This window comes from Lutimaribacter degradans, from assembly GCF_023703375.1.
Taxonomy (GTDB): Bacteria; Pseudomonadota; Alphaproteobacteria; order Rhodobacterales; family Rhodobacteraceae; genus Lutimaribacter; species Lutimaribacter degradans.
This window is the reverse complement of the sequence record NZ_JAMQGO010000013.1, coordinates 1-15,171: the sequence shown is the minus strand read 5'-3', so window position 1 is coordinate 15,171 and position 15,171 is coordinate 1. Positions and strand designations below refer to the sequence as shown.

Annotated in this window: 10 protein-coding genes; all 10 read left to right on the top strand. The window is 60.5% G+C overall.

Annotated features, from left to right (window positions below; translation table 11 throughout):
* The first annotated feature begins 1 nt into the window (after window position 1).
* Entirely contained in the window at window positions 2-700 is a 699-nt protein-coding gene (gene rplA, locus M8744_RS15430; protein WP_251419412.1) for a 50S ribosomal protein L1, read from the top strand.
* 235 nt (window positions 701-935) lie between these two features.
* Window positions 936-1,454, top strand: coding sequence for a 50S ribosomal protein L10 (gene rplJ, locus M8744_RS15425; protein WP_251419410.1), 519 nt, complete (start codon window positions 936-938; stop codon window positions 1,452-1,454).
* Window positions 1,455-1,524: 70 nt separating this feature from the next.
* The gene (rplL, locus tag M8744_RS15420; protein ID WP_251419408.1) at window positions 1,525-1,905 is read left to right on the top strand and encodes a 50S ribosomal protein L7/L12; all 381 of its coding nucleotides are present in this window, start codon (window positions 1,525-1,527) and stop codon (window positions 1,903-1,905) included.
* A gap of 243 nt (window positions 1,906-2,148) precedes the next feature.
* Window positions 2,149-6,285 carry a DNA-directed RNA polymerase subunit beta gene (gene rpoB / locus M8744_RS15415; RefSeq protein ID WP_251419406.1) on the top strand — a complete coding sequence of 1,379 codons (4,137 nt, stop codon included), beginning with the start codon at window positions 2,149-2,151 and terminating at the stop codon, window positions 6,283-6,285.
* Window positions 6,286-6,383: 98 nt separating this feature from the next.
* Complete coding sequence (rpoC, locus tag M8744_RS15410) at window positions 6,384-10,622, top strand: DNA-directed RNA polymerase subunit beta' (RefSeq protein ID WP_251419404.1); 4,239 nt, start codon at window positions 6,384-6,386, stop codon at window positions 10,620-10,622.
* 127 nt (window positions 10,623-10,749) lie between these two features.
* Window positions 10,750-11,652: a DMT family transporter gene (locus tag M8744_RS15405; RefSeq protein WP_251419402.1), complete on the top strand. Its 903-nt coding sequence runs from the start codon at window positions 10,750-10,752 to the stop codon at window positions 11,650-11,652.
* 341 nt (window positions 11,653-11,993) lie between these two features.
* Window positions 11,994-12,365 (top strand): 30S ribosomal protein S12, encoded by a 372-nt coding sequence (rpsL, locus tag M8744_RS15400; RefSeq protein ID WP_251419400.1) that lies wholly within the window; start codon window positions 11,994-11,996, stop codon window positions 12,363-12,365.
* Between the two features lie 12 nt (window positions 12,366-12,377).
* Entirely contained in the window at window positions 12,378-12,848 is a 471-nt protein-coding gene (gene rpsG, locus M8744_RS15395; RefSeq protein WP_251419398.1) for a 30S ribosomal protein S7, read from the top strand.
* A 19-nt stretch (window positions 12,849-12,867) separates the two neighbouring features.
* Window positions 12,868-14,991: an elongation factor G gene (gene fusA, locus M8744_RS15390; protein ID WP_251419396.1), complete on the top strand. Its 2,124-nt coding sequence runs from the start codon at window positions 12,868-12,870 to the stop codon at window positions 14,989-14,991.
* A gap of 81 nt (window positions 14,992-15,072) precedes the next feature.
* Window positions 15,073-15,171: GTP-binding protein (locus M8744_RS15385; protein WP_251415865.1), on the top strand; the 99-nt coding region annotated here is incomplete at its 3' end.

The window sequence follows — 15,171 nt, the reverse complement described above, 5'->3', positions numbered from 1 at the left end:
GATGGCGAAGCTTGGAAAACGTACCCGCGCCGCCCGCGAGGCTGTTGCCGGCAAGGATAACCTGTCGGTCGAAGAAGCCGTTGCCCTGATCAAGGGTAATGCCAGCGCGAAATTTGACGAAACCATCGAAATCTCGATGAACCTGGGTGTTGACCCGCGTCACGCAGACCAGATGGTGCGCGGCGTTGTCGGCCTGCCGAACGGCACCGGCAAGGATGTGCGCGTTGCCGTTTTTGCCCGTGGCCCCAAGGCTGACGAGGCGAAAGAGGCCGGTGCCGATATCGTGGGCGCCGAGGACCTGATGGAAACCATCCAGGGCGGTAAGATCGATTTCGACCGTTGCATCGCGACCCCGGACATGATGCCGATCGTCGGCCGTCTGGGCAAGGTGCTGGGCCCGCGCAACCTGATGCCGAACCCCAAGGTTGGCACGGTGACGATGGATGTCGCCGACGCGGTGAAGGCCGCCAAGGGTGGCGAAGTTCAGTTCAAGGCCGAAAAGGCTGGCGTGGTGCATGCGGGTGTTGGCAAGGCATCGTTCGACGAGGCCAAGCTGGTTGAAAACATCCGCGCCTTCGTTGGTGCGGTGGCCAAGGCCAAGCCCACGGGCGCCAAGGGCACCTATATGAAGAAGGTGTCGTTGAGCTCGACCATGGGCCCGGGCGTCAGCATCGACGTGGCCAACGCCGCGAGCGAATAAGAATTCCGCGGGGCAACCCGCAGAATGGCAGGGCCGCAAGCGGCCCTGTCCTGTCCGAGACGGAGGGTTGGGTGTACGCCCTATAATTCCTTCCCGAGATGGGGAACGAGACAATTGACCGTCGGGTGTGAACCCCTCGGGCGATCTGGCCTCGGGACCCTGACTTTGGACCCGAACGGCGGGGTAACCCGCCAAAATTGAGCCGGGGGGCAACCCCCAAACTTGGAGTGAAACTGTGGATAGAGCCCAGAAAGAGAAAGTGGTCGAGGAACTCGGCCAGATCTTCGAAAGCTCTGGCGTCGTGGTGGTAGCACACTACGCGGGTATCACGGTTGCCGAGATGCAGGATCTGCGCGCGCGCATGCGCGAAGCGGGTGGATCTGTGCGCGTTGCCAAGAACAGGCTTGCCAAGATCGCCCTTGAGGGGAAGCCGTGCGAAAGCATTGCCGACCTTCTTTCGGGCATGACCGTTCTGACCTATTCCGAGGACCCCGTGGCAGCAGCCAAGGTGGCCGAGGGCTTTGCCAAGGATAACAAGAATTTCGAAATTCTTGGCGGCGCAATGGGTGAGAGCGCTCTGGACCGGGCCGGTGTCGAAGCCGTGTCGAAAATGCCCTCTCGCGATGAGCTCATCGCGCAGATCGCGGGCATGGTCGGCGCACCTGCTTCGAACATTGCCGGGGCCATTGGCGCACCTGCTTCGAACATCGCAAGCATCCTCTCGACCATCGAAGAGAAGGCCGAAGCGGCTTGAGCAACCTGAATACCCGCGTGTTGGCAATCGCTGCACGTTGGAACACATCTAGAAAGACGGAAACAGTAAAATGGCTGATCTGAAAAAACTGGCAGAAGAGATCGTTGGTCTGACGCTTCTCGAAGCACAAGAACTGAAAACCATCCTGAAGGATGAATACGGCATCGAGCCCGCTTCGGGCGGCGCCGTGATGATGGCCGGCCCCGCGGATGGCGGCGCAGGCGAAGCTGCCGAAGAGCAGACCGAATTCGACGTCATCCTGAAGTCGGCAGGCGCCTCCAAGATCAACGTGATCAAGGAAGTTCGCGCAATCACCGGCCTGGGCCTGAAAGAAGCCAAGGAACTGGTCGAAGCCGGCGGCAAAGCCGTGAAAGAAGGCGTCGACAAGGCCGAAGCCGAAGACATCAAAGCCAAGCTGGAAGCAGCTGGCGCAGAAGTCGAGCTGAAGTAATCAGCGCCGGGACACCCCGGAGACTATGAATTGGGCTGGGTCCGGGCATTTCCCGGGCCCAGCCGAACCTGTCTTGGCAAGGGCCCCGCAGCGGGGCGTTTTCCAAGGTGCGGTTCGCCGGATCGGGAGGGCGTTGGTGGGACAACGCCCGGGCATTGATCCAGAACCCCCTGTTTCGGATGGGCGCATGGCCGGGGCCCGACGGCCATGACGCTTGATGAGAAACGAAAGGTGACCACACATATGGCTCAGACCTTCCTTGGCCAAAAACGTTTGCGCAAGTATTTCGGCAAAATCCGCGAAGTGTTGGAGATGCCGAACCTGATCGAGGTTCAAAAATCCTCGTATGACCTTTTCCTGAAATCCGGCGACCAGCCCGATCCGACCGATGGCGAAGGCCTGATGGGCGTGTTCCAGTCGGTTTTCCCGATCAAGGATTTCAACGAAACCAGCGTGCTGGAATTCGTGAAATACGAGTTGGAAAAGCCGAAATACGATGTAGAGGAATGTCAGCAACGCGACATGACCTACAGCGCACCGCTGAAGGTGACGTTGCGGTTGATCGTGTTCGACGTGGACGAGGATACCGGCGCCAAGTCCGTCAAGGACATCAAGGAGCAGGACGTTTTCATGGGCGATATGCCCCTGATGACACCCAACGGCACCTTCATCGTCAACGGCACCGAGCGGGTTATCGTTTCCCAGATGCACCGTTCGCCGGGTGTGTTCTTTGACCATGACAAGGGCAAGACGCACAGCTCGGGCAAGCTGCTGTTTGCCTGCCGTATCATCCCCTATCGCGGTTCTTGGCTGGATTTTGAATTTGACGCCAAGGATATCGTGCATGCACGCATCGACCGTCGCCGCAAACTGCCGGTGACGACGCTGCTGTATGCCCTGGGGCTCGACCAGGAAGACATCATGCAGGCCTACTACGACGAGGTCGGCTATAAATTGGAGAAGGGCAAAGGTTGGGCCACCAAGTTCTTCCCCGATCGCGTGCGCGGCACGCGGCCGCCGCATGACCTTGTCGATGCGGCCACCGGCGAAGTGATCGCGGAAGCGGGCAAGAAGATCACCCCGCGCGCGGTCAAGAAGCTGAAGGATGAAGGCAAGGTCACCGACCTGCTGGTGCCCTTCGACATGATCGTGGGCAAGTTCGCGGCACGCGACATCATCAACGAGGAAAACGGAGCCATCTACGTCGAGGCGGGTGACGAGCTGACCGCCGAATACGACAAGGACGGCACGATGATCGGCGGTTCTGTAAAGGAACTTCTGGATGCCGGCATCACCGAGATTCCGGTGCTGGACATCGACAACATCACGGTCGGCCCGTACATGCGCAACACAATGGCGCAGGACAAGAACCGCAGCCGCGAAACCGCGCTGATGGATATCTACCGCGTCATGCGCCCGGGCGAGCCGCCCACCGTCGATGCGGCCAGCGCGCTGTTTGACACGCTATTCTTTGACAGCGAGCGGTATGACCTGTCGGCCGTGGGCCGCGTCAAGATGAACATGCGCCTGGCCCTCGAAAAACCGGATACCCAGCGCACGCTGGATCGTGATGACATCGTGGCCTGTATCAAGGCGCTGGTTGAGTTGCGTGATGGCAAGGGCGATATCGACGACATCGACCACCTGGGCAACCGCCGCGTGCGTTCGGTTGGCGAGCTGATGGAAAACCAGTATCGCGTCGGCCTCCTGCGTATGGAGCGCGCCATCAAGGAGCGGATGTCGTCGGTGGAAATCGACACGGTGATGCCGCAGGATCTGATCAACGCCAAGCCGGCTGCGGCCGCCGTGCGCGAGTTCTTTGGCTCGTCGCAGCTGTCGCAGTTCATGGACCAGACCAACCCGCTGTCGGAAGTGACACACAAGCGCCGCCTTTCGGCGCTTGGCCCGGGCGGTCTGACGCGCGAACGCGCGGGGTTCGAGGTGCGCGACGTGCACCCCACCCACTATGGCCGGATGTGCCCGATTGAAACGCCGGAAGGCCCGAATATCGGCCTTATCAACTCTCTGGCGACCTTTGCACGGGTGAACAAGTACGGGTTCATCGAAACACCCTATCGCGTGGTCAAGGACAGCCACGTGACGGATGAAGTGCATTACATGTCCGCGACCGAGGAAATGCGCCACACCATCGCGCAGGCCAACGCGACGCTGGATGATGGCGGCAAGTTCGTCAACGAAATGGTCAACACCCGCCAGTCGGGCGACTATACCCTGGCACCTACCGAGAATGTCGATCTGATCGACGTATCGCCAAAACAGCTGGTGTCGGTGGCCGCGTCGCTTATTCCGTTCCTGGAAAACGACGACGCCAACCGCGCGCTGATGGGCTCGAACATGCAACGCCAGGCGGTGCCGCTGCTGCGGGCCGAGGCGCCGTTGGTTGGTACCGGAATCGAAGGCAAGGTTGCCGTCGACTCGGGTGCGGCGCACCAGGCGCGCCGTTCGGGTATCGTTGACCAGGTCGATGCGCAGCGTATCGTGATCCGTGCCACCGAGGACCTGGAGCCGGGCGATCCGGGCGTTGATATCTACCGGATGCGCAAGTTCCAGCGTTCGAACCAGAATACCTGCATCAACCAGCGTCCGCTGGTCAAGGTGGGTGACACGGTTCAAAAGGACGAAGTGATCGCCGATGGCCCCTCGACCGACCTGGGTGAGCTGGCGCTCGGCAAGAACGTGATCGTCGCCTTCATGCCCTGGAACGGCTACAACTACGAAGACTCGATCCTGATTTCCGAGCGGATCGTGCGAGACGACGTATTTACCTCGATCCATATCGAGGAATTCGAAGTGGCCGCACGTGACACCAAGCTGGGTCCGGAAGAGATCACCCGCGACATCCCCAATGTTGGCGAAGAAGCGCTGCGCAACCTCGACGAGGCGGGCATTGTGTATATCGGTGCCGACGTGGAGCCGGGCGACATTCTTGTCGGCAAGATCACACCCAAGGGCGAAAGCCCGATGACGCCCGAGGAAAAGCTGCTGCGGGCCATCTTTGGCGAAAAGGCCAGCGATGTGCGCGACACCTCGCTGCGCGTCAAGCCGGGTGACTTCGGCACAGTGGTCGAGGTGCGCGTCTTCAACCGCCACGGCGTGGAAAAGGACGAACGCGCCCTGCAGATCGAGCGTGAAGAGGTCGAGCGACTGGCGCGTGACCGTGACGACGAGATGGCAATTCTCGATCGCAACATCTATGCGCGTCTCAAGTCGATGATCCTGGGCAAGGTGGCCGTGAAAGGCCCGAAAGGTGTAAAGGCGAATTCGGAAATCACCGAGGAGCTGCTGGGCAGCCTGACCCGTGGTCAGTGGTGGCAGCTTGCGCTCAAGGATGAGGCCGATGCGCAGATCGTCGAGGCACTGCACGAGCAATACGAGCTGCAAAAGCGCGCGCTGGATGCCCGTTTCGAAGACAAGGTCGAAAAGGTGCGCCGGGGCGACGACCTGCCGCCGGGTGTGATGAAGATGGTCAAGGTCTTCGTGGCGGTGAAGCGCAAGCTGCAACCGGGCGACAAGATGGCTGGCCGTCACGGCAACAAGGGTGTGATTTCCAAGGTGGTTCCGATCGAGGACATGCCGTTCCTCGAAGATGGTACACCGGTCGATTTCTGCCTCAACCCGCTGGGTGTGCCGTCGCGCATGAACGTCGGTCAGATCCTTGAAACCCATATGGGTTGGGCCGCGCGCGGCCTTGGCATCAAGATCGACGAGGCCCTGCAGGATTATCGCCGCTCTGGCGACCTGACACCGGTGCGCGAGGCCATGCGCCTGGCCTATGGCGAGGATGTCTACGAAGAGGGCATCAGCGACATGGACGAAGGTGCGCTGGTCGAGGCCGCGGACAACGTCACACGCGGTGTGCCGATTGCAACGCCGGTCTTCGACGGTGCGAAAGAACCTGACGTCAACGACGCGCTCAAGCGCGCGGGTTTCGACGAAAGCGGCCAGTCGGTATTGTTCGATGGGCGCACGGGCGAGCAATTCGCGCGTCCCGTGACGGTGGGTGTGAAATACCTGCTGAAACTGCACCACCTGGTGGACGACAAGATCCACGCGCGTTCGACCGGGCCCTACAGCCTGGTTACCCAGCAGCCGCTGGGCGGCAAGGCCCAGTTCGGCGGCCAGCGTTTCGGGGAGATGGAGGTTTGGGCACTGGAAGCGTACGGTGCGGCCTACACCTTGCAGGAAATGCTGACGGTCAAATCGGACGACGTGGCGGGCCGGACCAAGGTCTATGAAAGCATCGTCAAGGGCGAGGATAATTTCGAAGCGGGCGTTCCCGAGAGCTTCAACGTTCTTGTGAAAGAAGTCCGCGGCCTCGGCCTGAACATGGAACTCCTGGATGCGGAGGAGGACGAGTGACGCTGATGGCGGGATAAACCCCGCCCTATGCGACGCCGGTAGGGCGGGTTTACCCCGCCTTTCCACTCCCCCGCTTCCCTCTCAGACATGAGGACAAAATGAACCAGGAACTGACGAACAACCCGTTCAACCCGCTGACGCCGCCCAAGGTGTTCGACGAGATCAAGGTAAGCCTTGCCAGCCCCGAGCGCATCCTCAGCTGGTCCTTCGGCGAGATCAAGAAACCCGAAACGATCAACTACCGCACGTTCAAGCCCGAGCGTGACGGCCTGTTCTGCGCGCGCATCTTTGGCCCGATCAAGGATTACGAGTGTCTTTGCGGCAAATACAAGCGGATGAAATACCGTGGCGTTGTCTGCGAAAAGTGCGGCGTCGAGGTGACGTTGCAAAAAGTTCGCCGTGAACGCATGGGGCATATCGAGCTGGCCGCGCCCGTGGCGCATATCTGGTTCTTGAAATCGCTGCCGTCGCGCATCGGCCTGATGCTGGACATGACCCTGCGCGATCTTGAGCGGATCCTGTATTTCGAGAACTACGTGGTGATCGAACCGGGCCTGACCGACCTGCAATACGGCCAGTTGATGACCGAAGAGGAATTCCTGGACGCGCAGGACGCCTACGGCATGGACGCTTTCACCGCCAATATCGGCGCTGAAGCGATCCGCGAAATGTTGGCCAATATCGACCTTGAATCCGAGGCCGAGAACCTGCGCGCCGACCTGGCCGAAGCCACTGGCGAACTGAAGCCGAAGAAGATCATCAAGCGCCTGAAGGTCGTTGAATCCTTCTTGGAATCGGGCAACCGCCCGGAGTGGATGATCATGACGGTCATCCCGGTCATTCCGCCCGAGCTGCGCCCGCTGGTGCCGCTGGATGGTGGCCGTTTTGCCACGTCGGACCTGAACGACCTCTACCGCCGCGTGATCAACCGCAACAACCGTCTGAAGCGCCTGATCGAGCTGCGCGCGCCCGATATCATTGTGCGTAACGAAAAGAGGATGTTGCAGGAATCAGTCGATGCGCTGTTTGACAACGGCCGCCGTGGCCGCGTTATCACCGGCGCGAACAAGCGCCCGCTGAAATCGCTGTCTGACATGCTCAAGGGCAAGCAGGGCCGCTTCCGCCAGAACCTTCTGGGCAAGCGCGTCGACTTTTCCGGCCGTTCGGTCATCGTGACTGGCCCGGAACTCAAGCTGCACCAGTGCGGCCTGCCCAAGAAGATGGCGCTGGAGCTGTTCAAGCCCTTTATCTATTCGCGGCTTGAGGCCAAGGGTCTCAGCTCGACCGTGAAGCAAGCCAAGAAACTGGTCGAGAAAGAGCGCCCCGAGGTTTGGGATATCCTGGACGAGGTGATCCGCGAACACCCCGTGCTGCTGAACCGTGCGCCGACGCTGCACCGTTTGGGCATCCAGGCATTCGAACCCGTCTTGATCGAAGGTAAGGCCATCCAGCTTCACCCGCTGGTCTGTTCGGCCTTCAACGCCGATTTTGACGGTGACCAGATGGCCGTGCACGTTCCGCTGAGCCTTGAGGCACAGCTGGAAGCGCGCGTGCTGATGATGTCGACGAACAACGTGCTGTCGCCCGCCAACGGCGCGCCGATCATCGTGCCGTCGCAGGATATGATTTTGGGCCTCTACTACACCACGATCGAACGCGCCGGCATGAAGGGCGAAGGCATGGCCTTTGCCTCGATCGAAGAGGTCGAGCACGCCCTGACCGCTGGTGCGGTTCATTTGCACTCCAAGATCACCTGCCGGATCAAGCAGATCGACGAAGAAGGCCAGGAGGTCATGAAGCGCTACGAGACAACGCCGGGCCGTGTGCGCCTAGGCGCGTTGTTGCCGCTAAATGCCAAGGCCCCGTTCGAGCTGGTAAACCGTTTGCTGCGCAAGAAAGAGGTGCAGCAGGTGATCGATACAGTCTATCGCTATTGCGGCCAGAAAGAGAGCGTCATTTTCTGTGACCAGATCATGAGCCTTGGTTTCAAGGAAGCGTTCCGCGCCGGCATTTCTTTCGGCAAGGATGACATGGTTATCCCCGATACCAAGTGGACGATCGTCGACGAGACGCGCGAACAGGTGAAAGACTTTGAACAGCAGTACATGGACGGCCTGATTACCCAGGGCGAAAAGTACAACAAGGTCGTCGACGCCTGGTCGAAATGCAACGACAAGGTCACCGACGCCATGATGTCGACCATCTCGGCCGAACGTGTAGATGAAAACGGCGCCGTGGAGGAGCCGAACTCGGTTTACATGATGGCCCACTCGGGCGCGCGGGGTTCGGTCACGCAGATGAAGCAGCTGGGCGGCATGCGCGGCCTGATGGCCAAGCCCAACGGCGACATCATCGAAACGCCGATCATCTCGAACTTCAAGGAAGGTCTGACGGTGCTGGAGTACTTCAACTCCACCCACGGGGCGCGTAAGGGCCTGTCGGATACCGCGCTCAAGACGGCGAACTCGGGGTACTTGACCCGTCGCCTGGTTGATGTGGCGCAAGATTGCATCGTGCGCGAGCATGATTGCGGCACCGACCTTTCGATCACCGCAGAGCCGGCGATCAACGATGGCGAGGTGGTGGCCACCCTGGGTGAGCGTATCCTGGGCCGCGTCACGGCCGAAGAGGTGGTGAACCCCGCCACGGGCGAGGTGGTTCTTGCGCAGGGTACGCTGATCGACGAACGCATGGCGGACGCCGTGGAAGAAGCCGGCGTGCCGTCGGTCCGTATCCGCAGTCCGCTGACCTGCGAAGCCGAAGACGGCGTCTGTGCCATGTGCTATGGTCGTGACCTGGCCCGTGGCACGATGGTCAATACCGGTGAGGCCGTGGGCATCATTGCCGCGCAGTCGATCGGTGAACCGGGCACGCAGCTTACGATGCGGACGTTCCACATCGGTGGTGTGGCGCAAGGCGGTCAGCAATCGTTCCTCGAAGCAAGCCAGGAGGGCATCATCGCATACGAGAATGCCAGCACGCTGGTGAACTCGTCGGGTGAAATACTGGTGATGGGCCGTAACATGAAGCTCATCATCAAGGATGAAGCTGGGCAGGAACGTGCCAGCCACAAGGTTGGCTATGGTTCCAAGCTGTTCGTCAAGGATGGTGAAAAGATCGAGCGCGGTGCCAAGCTGCTCGAATGGGATCCGTACACCCTGCCGATCATCGCGGAAAAGGCCGGTACGGCCAAGTTCGTCGACCTCGTGACCGGTGTTGCCGTGCGCGACGAGACGGACGACGCAACAGGCATGACCCAGAAGATCGTGACCGACTGGCGGGCGGCGCCCAAGGGCAACGAGTTGAAGCCCGAGATCATCCTGGTGGGTGAAGATGGCGAGCCGGTGCGCAACGACGCGGGCAACCCTGTGACCTACCCGATGTCTGTGGATGCGATCCTGTCGGTCGAAGACGGACAGGAAGTTGTCGCGGGTGACGTTGTCGCGCGGATTCCGCGCGAGGGCGCCAAGACAAAGGACATCACCGGTGGTCTGCCCCGTGTGGCCGAATTGTTCGAGGCACGCCGCCCCAAGGATCACGCGATCATCGCCGAAATCGACGGTTACGTGCGCTTTGGCAAGGACTACAAGAACAAGCGCCGCATCTCGATCGAGCCTGCCGATGACAGCCTGACCCCGGTGGAATACATGGTTCCGAAGGGCAAGCACATCCCCGTGCAAGAAGGCGACTATGTCCAGAAGGGCGACTACATCATGGACGGCAATCCCGCGCCGCATGACATCCTTGCCATCATGGGTGTCGAGGCGCTGGCCAACTACATGATCGACGAAGTCCAGGACGTTTACCGCCTGCAGGGCGTGAAAATCAACGATAAGCATGTCGAAGTGATCGTGCGCCAGATGTTGCAGAAGTGGGAAATCTCGGACAGCGGCGAAACCACGCTGCTGAAGGGCGAACACGTGGACAAGCAAGAGTTCGACGCCGCCAACGAAAAGGCGATTGCCAAGGGTGGACGCCCGGCGCAGGGCGAACCGATCTTGCTTGGTATCACCAAGGCGTCGCTGCAAACTCGCAGCTTCATCTCGGCGGCCTCGTTCCAGGAAACCACCCGTGTGCTGACCGAAGCTTCGGTTCAGGGCAAGGTCGATACGCTAGTGGGCCTGAAGGAAAATGTCATTGTCGGCCGCTTGATCCCGGCTGGCACCGGTGGTGCCACGCAGCGCGTGCGCCAGATCGCGCAAAAACGCGACAACGTGGTGGTAGATGCGCGCCGCGAAGAAGCCGAGGCCGCTGCAGCGCTTGCCGCGCCTACGGATGATGCCGCCGGTGGCGACGCGTTTGACACCATGGTGGAAACGCCTGAAAGCCGCGACTGACCAGCATCCTGATATGCGATTGAAAGGCCCCGCCCCGGCGGGGCCTTTCTTTTGTCCGGGCTTGGGGCTTTCCTTTTGGCGCGATCCGGTGTTTCGTCTGGCCGATGCAGGAAACGGGACAATAGACATGGCCGCGGCCGCACTAACCGACAATTTCAAGGGTGCGCTCTTGATGATGGCCAGCATGGCTGCCTTCACGTTGAACGATACTTTCGTCAAGGCGTTGTCGGGAGATCTGCCTTTGAACCAGTTGTTGTTCCTGCGCGGTGCTCTGACCACTGTTTTCGTGGGCCTACTGGCTTGGCGCCTCGGGGCCTTTGGCCGCCGTATTCCGCGCCGCGATTGGCTGTTGGTTGGGCTGCGGCTGATGGCCGAGATCGGATCGGCCTATTTTTTCCTGACGGCGCTGTTCAACATGCCACTGGCCAATGTCACCGCCATTCTCCAATCCCTGCCATTGGTTGTTACGCTGACGGCGGCGTTGCTGTTTTCCGAACCGCTGGGGTGGCGGCGGCTCAGTGCAATTCTGATCGGATTGTGCGGGGTCCTGTTGATCGTGCGGCCGGGAACCGAGGGTTTCACGCTATATTCCGTCTACGCGCTGGTAGCGGTCGGCTTTGTCACGATCCGTGATCTGTCCACGCGGCGATTGAGCGCCGAGACCCCTTCGATGCTGGTCACCTTCCTCACATCGGCCGCGGTGATGATGTTCTTCGGGCTCGGCAGCCTGGCGGAACCCTGGGTGACTGTCACCCCCCAGGCGGGGCTTTTCATCTTGTGCGCCTCGGTCATGATCATTGGTGGCTACCTGTCATCGATCATGGTGATGCGGGTGGGCGAGATTTCCTTTGTCACGCCATTTCGGTACACGGGGCTGCTTTGGGCCTTGATGTTGGGCTGGGTGGTGTTCGGGGATTGGCCCCAGACGTTGACGCTGGTGGGGGCGGCCATCGTTGCCGGCAGCGGCATATTCACGCTTTATCGCGAACGCCAACTGGCCCGCGCGGGGCGGATACGGGCCCGCGTCTGACGGCGCAGAATGGGCGGTCTTGCCGACAGGCCTGATTGTATGGCATGTCAAAATGCATATGAGCGTAATGGCGCCGAGAAGGCCGTGTTGACAACCCCTCCGACTCCCCCTATACGCGCCACATCCGGCTCGGGGGCATCCCCTATGCCGATATCAGAACTGTAGTGGACACGATCCGGGCTAATGCTGCCCCGATCCTCTGGAAACCCACCGCGTCGTTCACCTCGGAATGGGAACGATGGCGGCTTTTTTGCTTTGCGGACGCGTAAGGCGAAGCTTGATAGAAACCTGCGGGGATGCCCGCGCTGACACATGTGTTGATAGACGGGGAAAGAGACCCAATGCCAACGATCCAACAGCTGATCCGCAAGCCGCGGCGGCCCAAAGTCAAACGTTCCAAATCCATGCACCTGGAGCAGTGCCCGCAAAAGCGCGGCGTCTGCACGCGTGTCTACACCACGACGCCGAAAAAGCCGAACTCGGCCATGCGTAAAGTGGCCAAGGTCCGCCTGACCAACGGTTACGAGGTGATCAGCTACATTCCCGGTGAAAGCCACAACCTTCAGGAACACTCGGTTGTCCTGATCCGTGGCGGCCGTGTGAAGGACCTTCCCGGTGTGCGCTATCACATCCTGCGCGGCGTTCTGGACACGCAAGGCGTCAAGGATCGTAAGCAGCGCCGTTCGAAATATGGCGCCAAGCGTCCGAAGTAAGAGGATTACGATATGTCCCGCCGTCACGCCGCTGAAAAACGCGAAATCCTGCCCGACGCCAAGTATGGCGACCGGGTTCTGACAAAGTTCATGAACAACCTGATGCTCGACGGCAAGAAATCCGTCGCCGAGCGTATCGTCTACGGCGCGCTGGATCGCGTCGAAGGCAAGATCAAGCGCGCACCCGTCGAGGTGTTCCACGAGGCGCTCGACAACATCAAGCCTTCGGTCGAGGTTCGCTCGCGCCGGGTTGGTGGTGCCACCTACCAGGTGCCCGTCGAAGTTCGCCCTGAACGCCGCGAGGCCTTGGCCATTCGCTGGTTGATCATCGCTTCGCGTTCGCGCAACGAGAACACGATGGAAGAACGCCTGGCCGGCGAATTGCTTGACGCGGTTCAGTCGCGCGGCGCCGCCGTCAAGAAGCGCGAAGACACCCACAAGATGGCCGACGCCAACAAAGCGTTCAGCCACTACCGCTGGTAAACCCTAAAGGCTTAAAACCATGGCACGCGATTATCCGCTCGAACGCTACCGCAACTTCGGCATCATGGCCCATATTGATGCCGGCAAGACCACGATGACCGAGCGTATCTTGTTCTACACGGGCAAGAACCACAAGATGGGCGAAACCCACGAGGGCGCCTCCACCATGGACTGGATGGAGCAGGAAGCCGAGCGCGGGATCACAATCACCTCGGCCGCGACCACGACGTTCTGGCAGCGCCAGGTCGACCCGACCGCCGATGGCACGTCGGAAACCAAGACCCGGTTCAACATCATCGACACCCCCGGACACGTCGACTTCACCATCGAGGTCGAGCGTTCGTTGGCGGTTCTTGACGGAGCCGTGGCCCTGTTGGACGGTAACGCGGGCGTTGAGCCGCAGACCGAAACGGTTTGGCGTCAGGCCGACCGTTACAAGGTGCCGCGCCTGGTGTTCGTCAACAAGATGGACAAGATCGGCGCCGATTTCTTCAACTGCGTGCGCATGGTCAAGGACCGCACCGGCGGGACCCCACTGCCGATCGCCCTGCCGATCGGTGCGGAGGACAAGCTGGAAGGGATCATCGACCTGATCACCATGGAAGAATGGGTCTGGATCGGCGAAGATCTTGGTGCCTCCTGGGAGCGTCGCCCGATCCGTGACGACCTGCAGGATCTCGCCAAGGAATGGCGCGACAACATGATCGAGCTGGCCGTCGAAATGGACGACGACGCCATGGAGGCCTACCTGGAAGGTGAAGAGCCCGACGAGGCGACCCTGCGGAGCCTGATCCGCAAAGGCACGTTGTCGCTGTCCTTCTTCCCGATGCTGGCCGGCTCGGCGTTCAAGAACAAGGGCGTTCAGCCGTTGCTCAACGCGGTTGTCGACTTCCTGCCCGGGCCCAAGGACGTTCCGACCCTGATGGGCTTCTCGCCTGATGACGAGAACGAAGAGCGCAATATCGCGCGTCCCGCGTCGGATGAAGAACCGTTCTCGGCGCTGGCCTTCAAGATCATGAACGACCCGTTCGTCGGCTCGCTGACCTTCACGCGGATCTATTCCGGCGTGTTGAAGAAGGGCGACGCGATGCTGAACTCGACCAAGGGCAAACGCGAGCGCGTTGGCCGCATGATGCTGATGCACGCGGTTGACCGTCAAGAGATCGAAGAGGCATTCGCCGGTGACATCATCGCCCTGGCGGGTCTCAAGGATACCACGACGGGTGACACGCTCTGTGATGCCAAGTCGCCGGTTGTTCTGGAAACCATGACTTTCCCCGACCCGGTTATCGAAATCGCGGTTGAGCCCAAGACCAAGGGCGACCAGGAAAAGATGAGCCAGGGCCTTGCGCGTCTGGCCGCCGAAGACCCTTCGTTCCGCGTCGAAACCGACCTCGAGTCAGGCCAGACCATCATGAAGGGCATGGGCGAACTGCACCTCGATATCCTGGTTGATCGCCTCAAGCGCGAATTCAAGGTCGAAGCCAATATCGGTGCGCCGCAGGTGGCCTATCGTGAAACCATCGGCCACGAGATCGAGCATACCTACACCCACAAGAAACAGTCGGGTGGTTCGGGTCAGTTCGCCGAGGTCAAGCTGATCATCTCGCCGACAGAACCGGGCGAGGGCTATTCCTTTGAATCGCGCATCGTTGGTGGTGCCGTGCCCAAGGAATACATCCCCGGCGTCGAAAAGGGCATCCAGTCGGTCATGGACTCCGGTCCGCTGGCAGGGTTCCCGGTCATCGACTTCAAGGTGGCGCTGATCGACGGTAAGTTCCACGACGTGGACTCGTCGGTGCTGGCCTTCGAAATAGCGGGACGCATGTGCATGCGCGAAGGTCTGCGCAAGGCCGGCGCCAAGCTGCTGGAACCGATGATGAAGGTCGAAGTGGTCACGCCCGAGGAATACACGGGTAACATCATTGGCGACCTGACCTCGCGTCGTGGCCAGGTTTCGGGTCAGGAGCCGCGCGGCAATGCCGTGGCGATCCAGGCTTTCGTGCCGCTGGCCAACATGTTCGGCTACATCAACACGCTGCGCTCGATGTCTTCGGGCCGTGCGCAGTTCACGATGCAGTTCGACCATTACGACCCGGTTCCGCAGAACATATCGGACGAGATCCAGGCGAAATACGCATAACCGCGGTGGGCAGGCTGCCCACCCTACCAACCCCGTAGGGTGGGCGATCCGCCCACCATCGCGACAGATAAGGAGGCCATCATGGCAAAGGAAAAGTTTGAACGCAGCAAACCGCACGTGAACATCGGGACTGTTGGTCACGTTGACCACGGCAAGACGACGCTGACGGCGGCGATCACG

Coding starts and splice junctions, on each gene's coding strand:
- rplA (WP_251419412.1), top strand. CDS start 2: ATGGCGAAGCTTGGAAAACGTACCCGCGCCGCCCGCGAGGCTGTTGCC.
- rplL (WP_251419408.1), top strand. CDS start 1,525: ATGGCTGATCTGAAAAAACTGGCAGAAGAGATCGTTGGTCTGACGCTT.
- rpoB (WP_251419406.1), top strand. CDS start 2,149: ATGGCTCAGACCTTCCTTGGCCAAAAACGTTTGCGCAAGTATTTCGGC.
- rpoC (WP_251419404.1), top strand. CDS start 6,384: ATGAACCAGGAACTGACGAACAACCCGTTCAACCCGCTGACGCCGCCC.
- M8744_RS15405 (WP_251419402.1), top strand. CDS start 10,750: ATGGCCGCGGCCGCACTAACCGACAATTTCAAGGGTGCGCTCTTGATG.
- rpsL (WP_251419400.1), top strand. CDS start 11,994: ATGCCAACGATCCAACAGCTGATCCGCAAGCCGCGGCGGCCCAAAGTC.
- rpsG (WP_251419398.1), top strand. CDS start 12,378: ATGTCCCGCCGTCACGCCGCTGAAAAACGCGAAATCCTGCCCGACGCC.
- fusA (WP_251419396.1), top strand. CDS start 12,868: ATGGCACGCGATTATCCGCTCGAACGCTACCGCAACTTCGGCATCATG.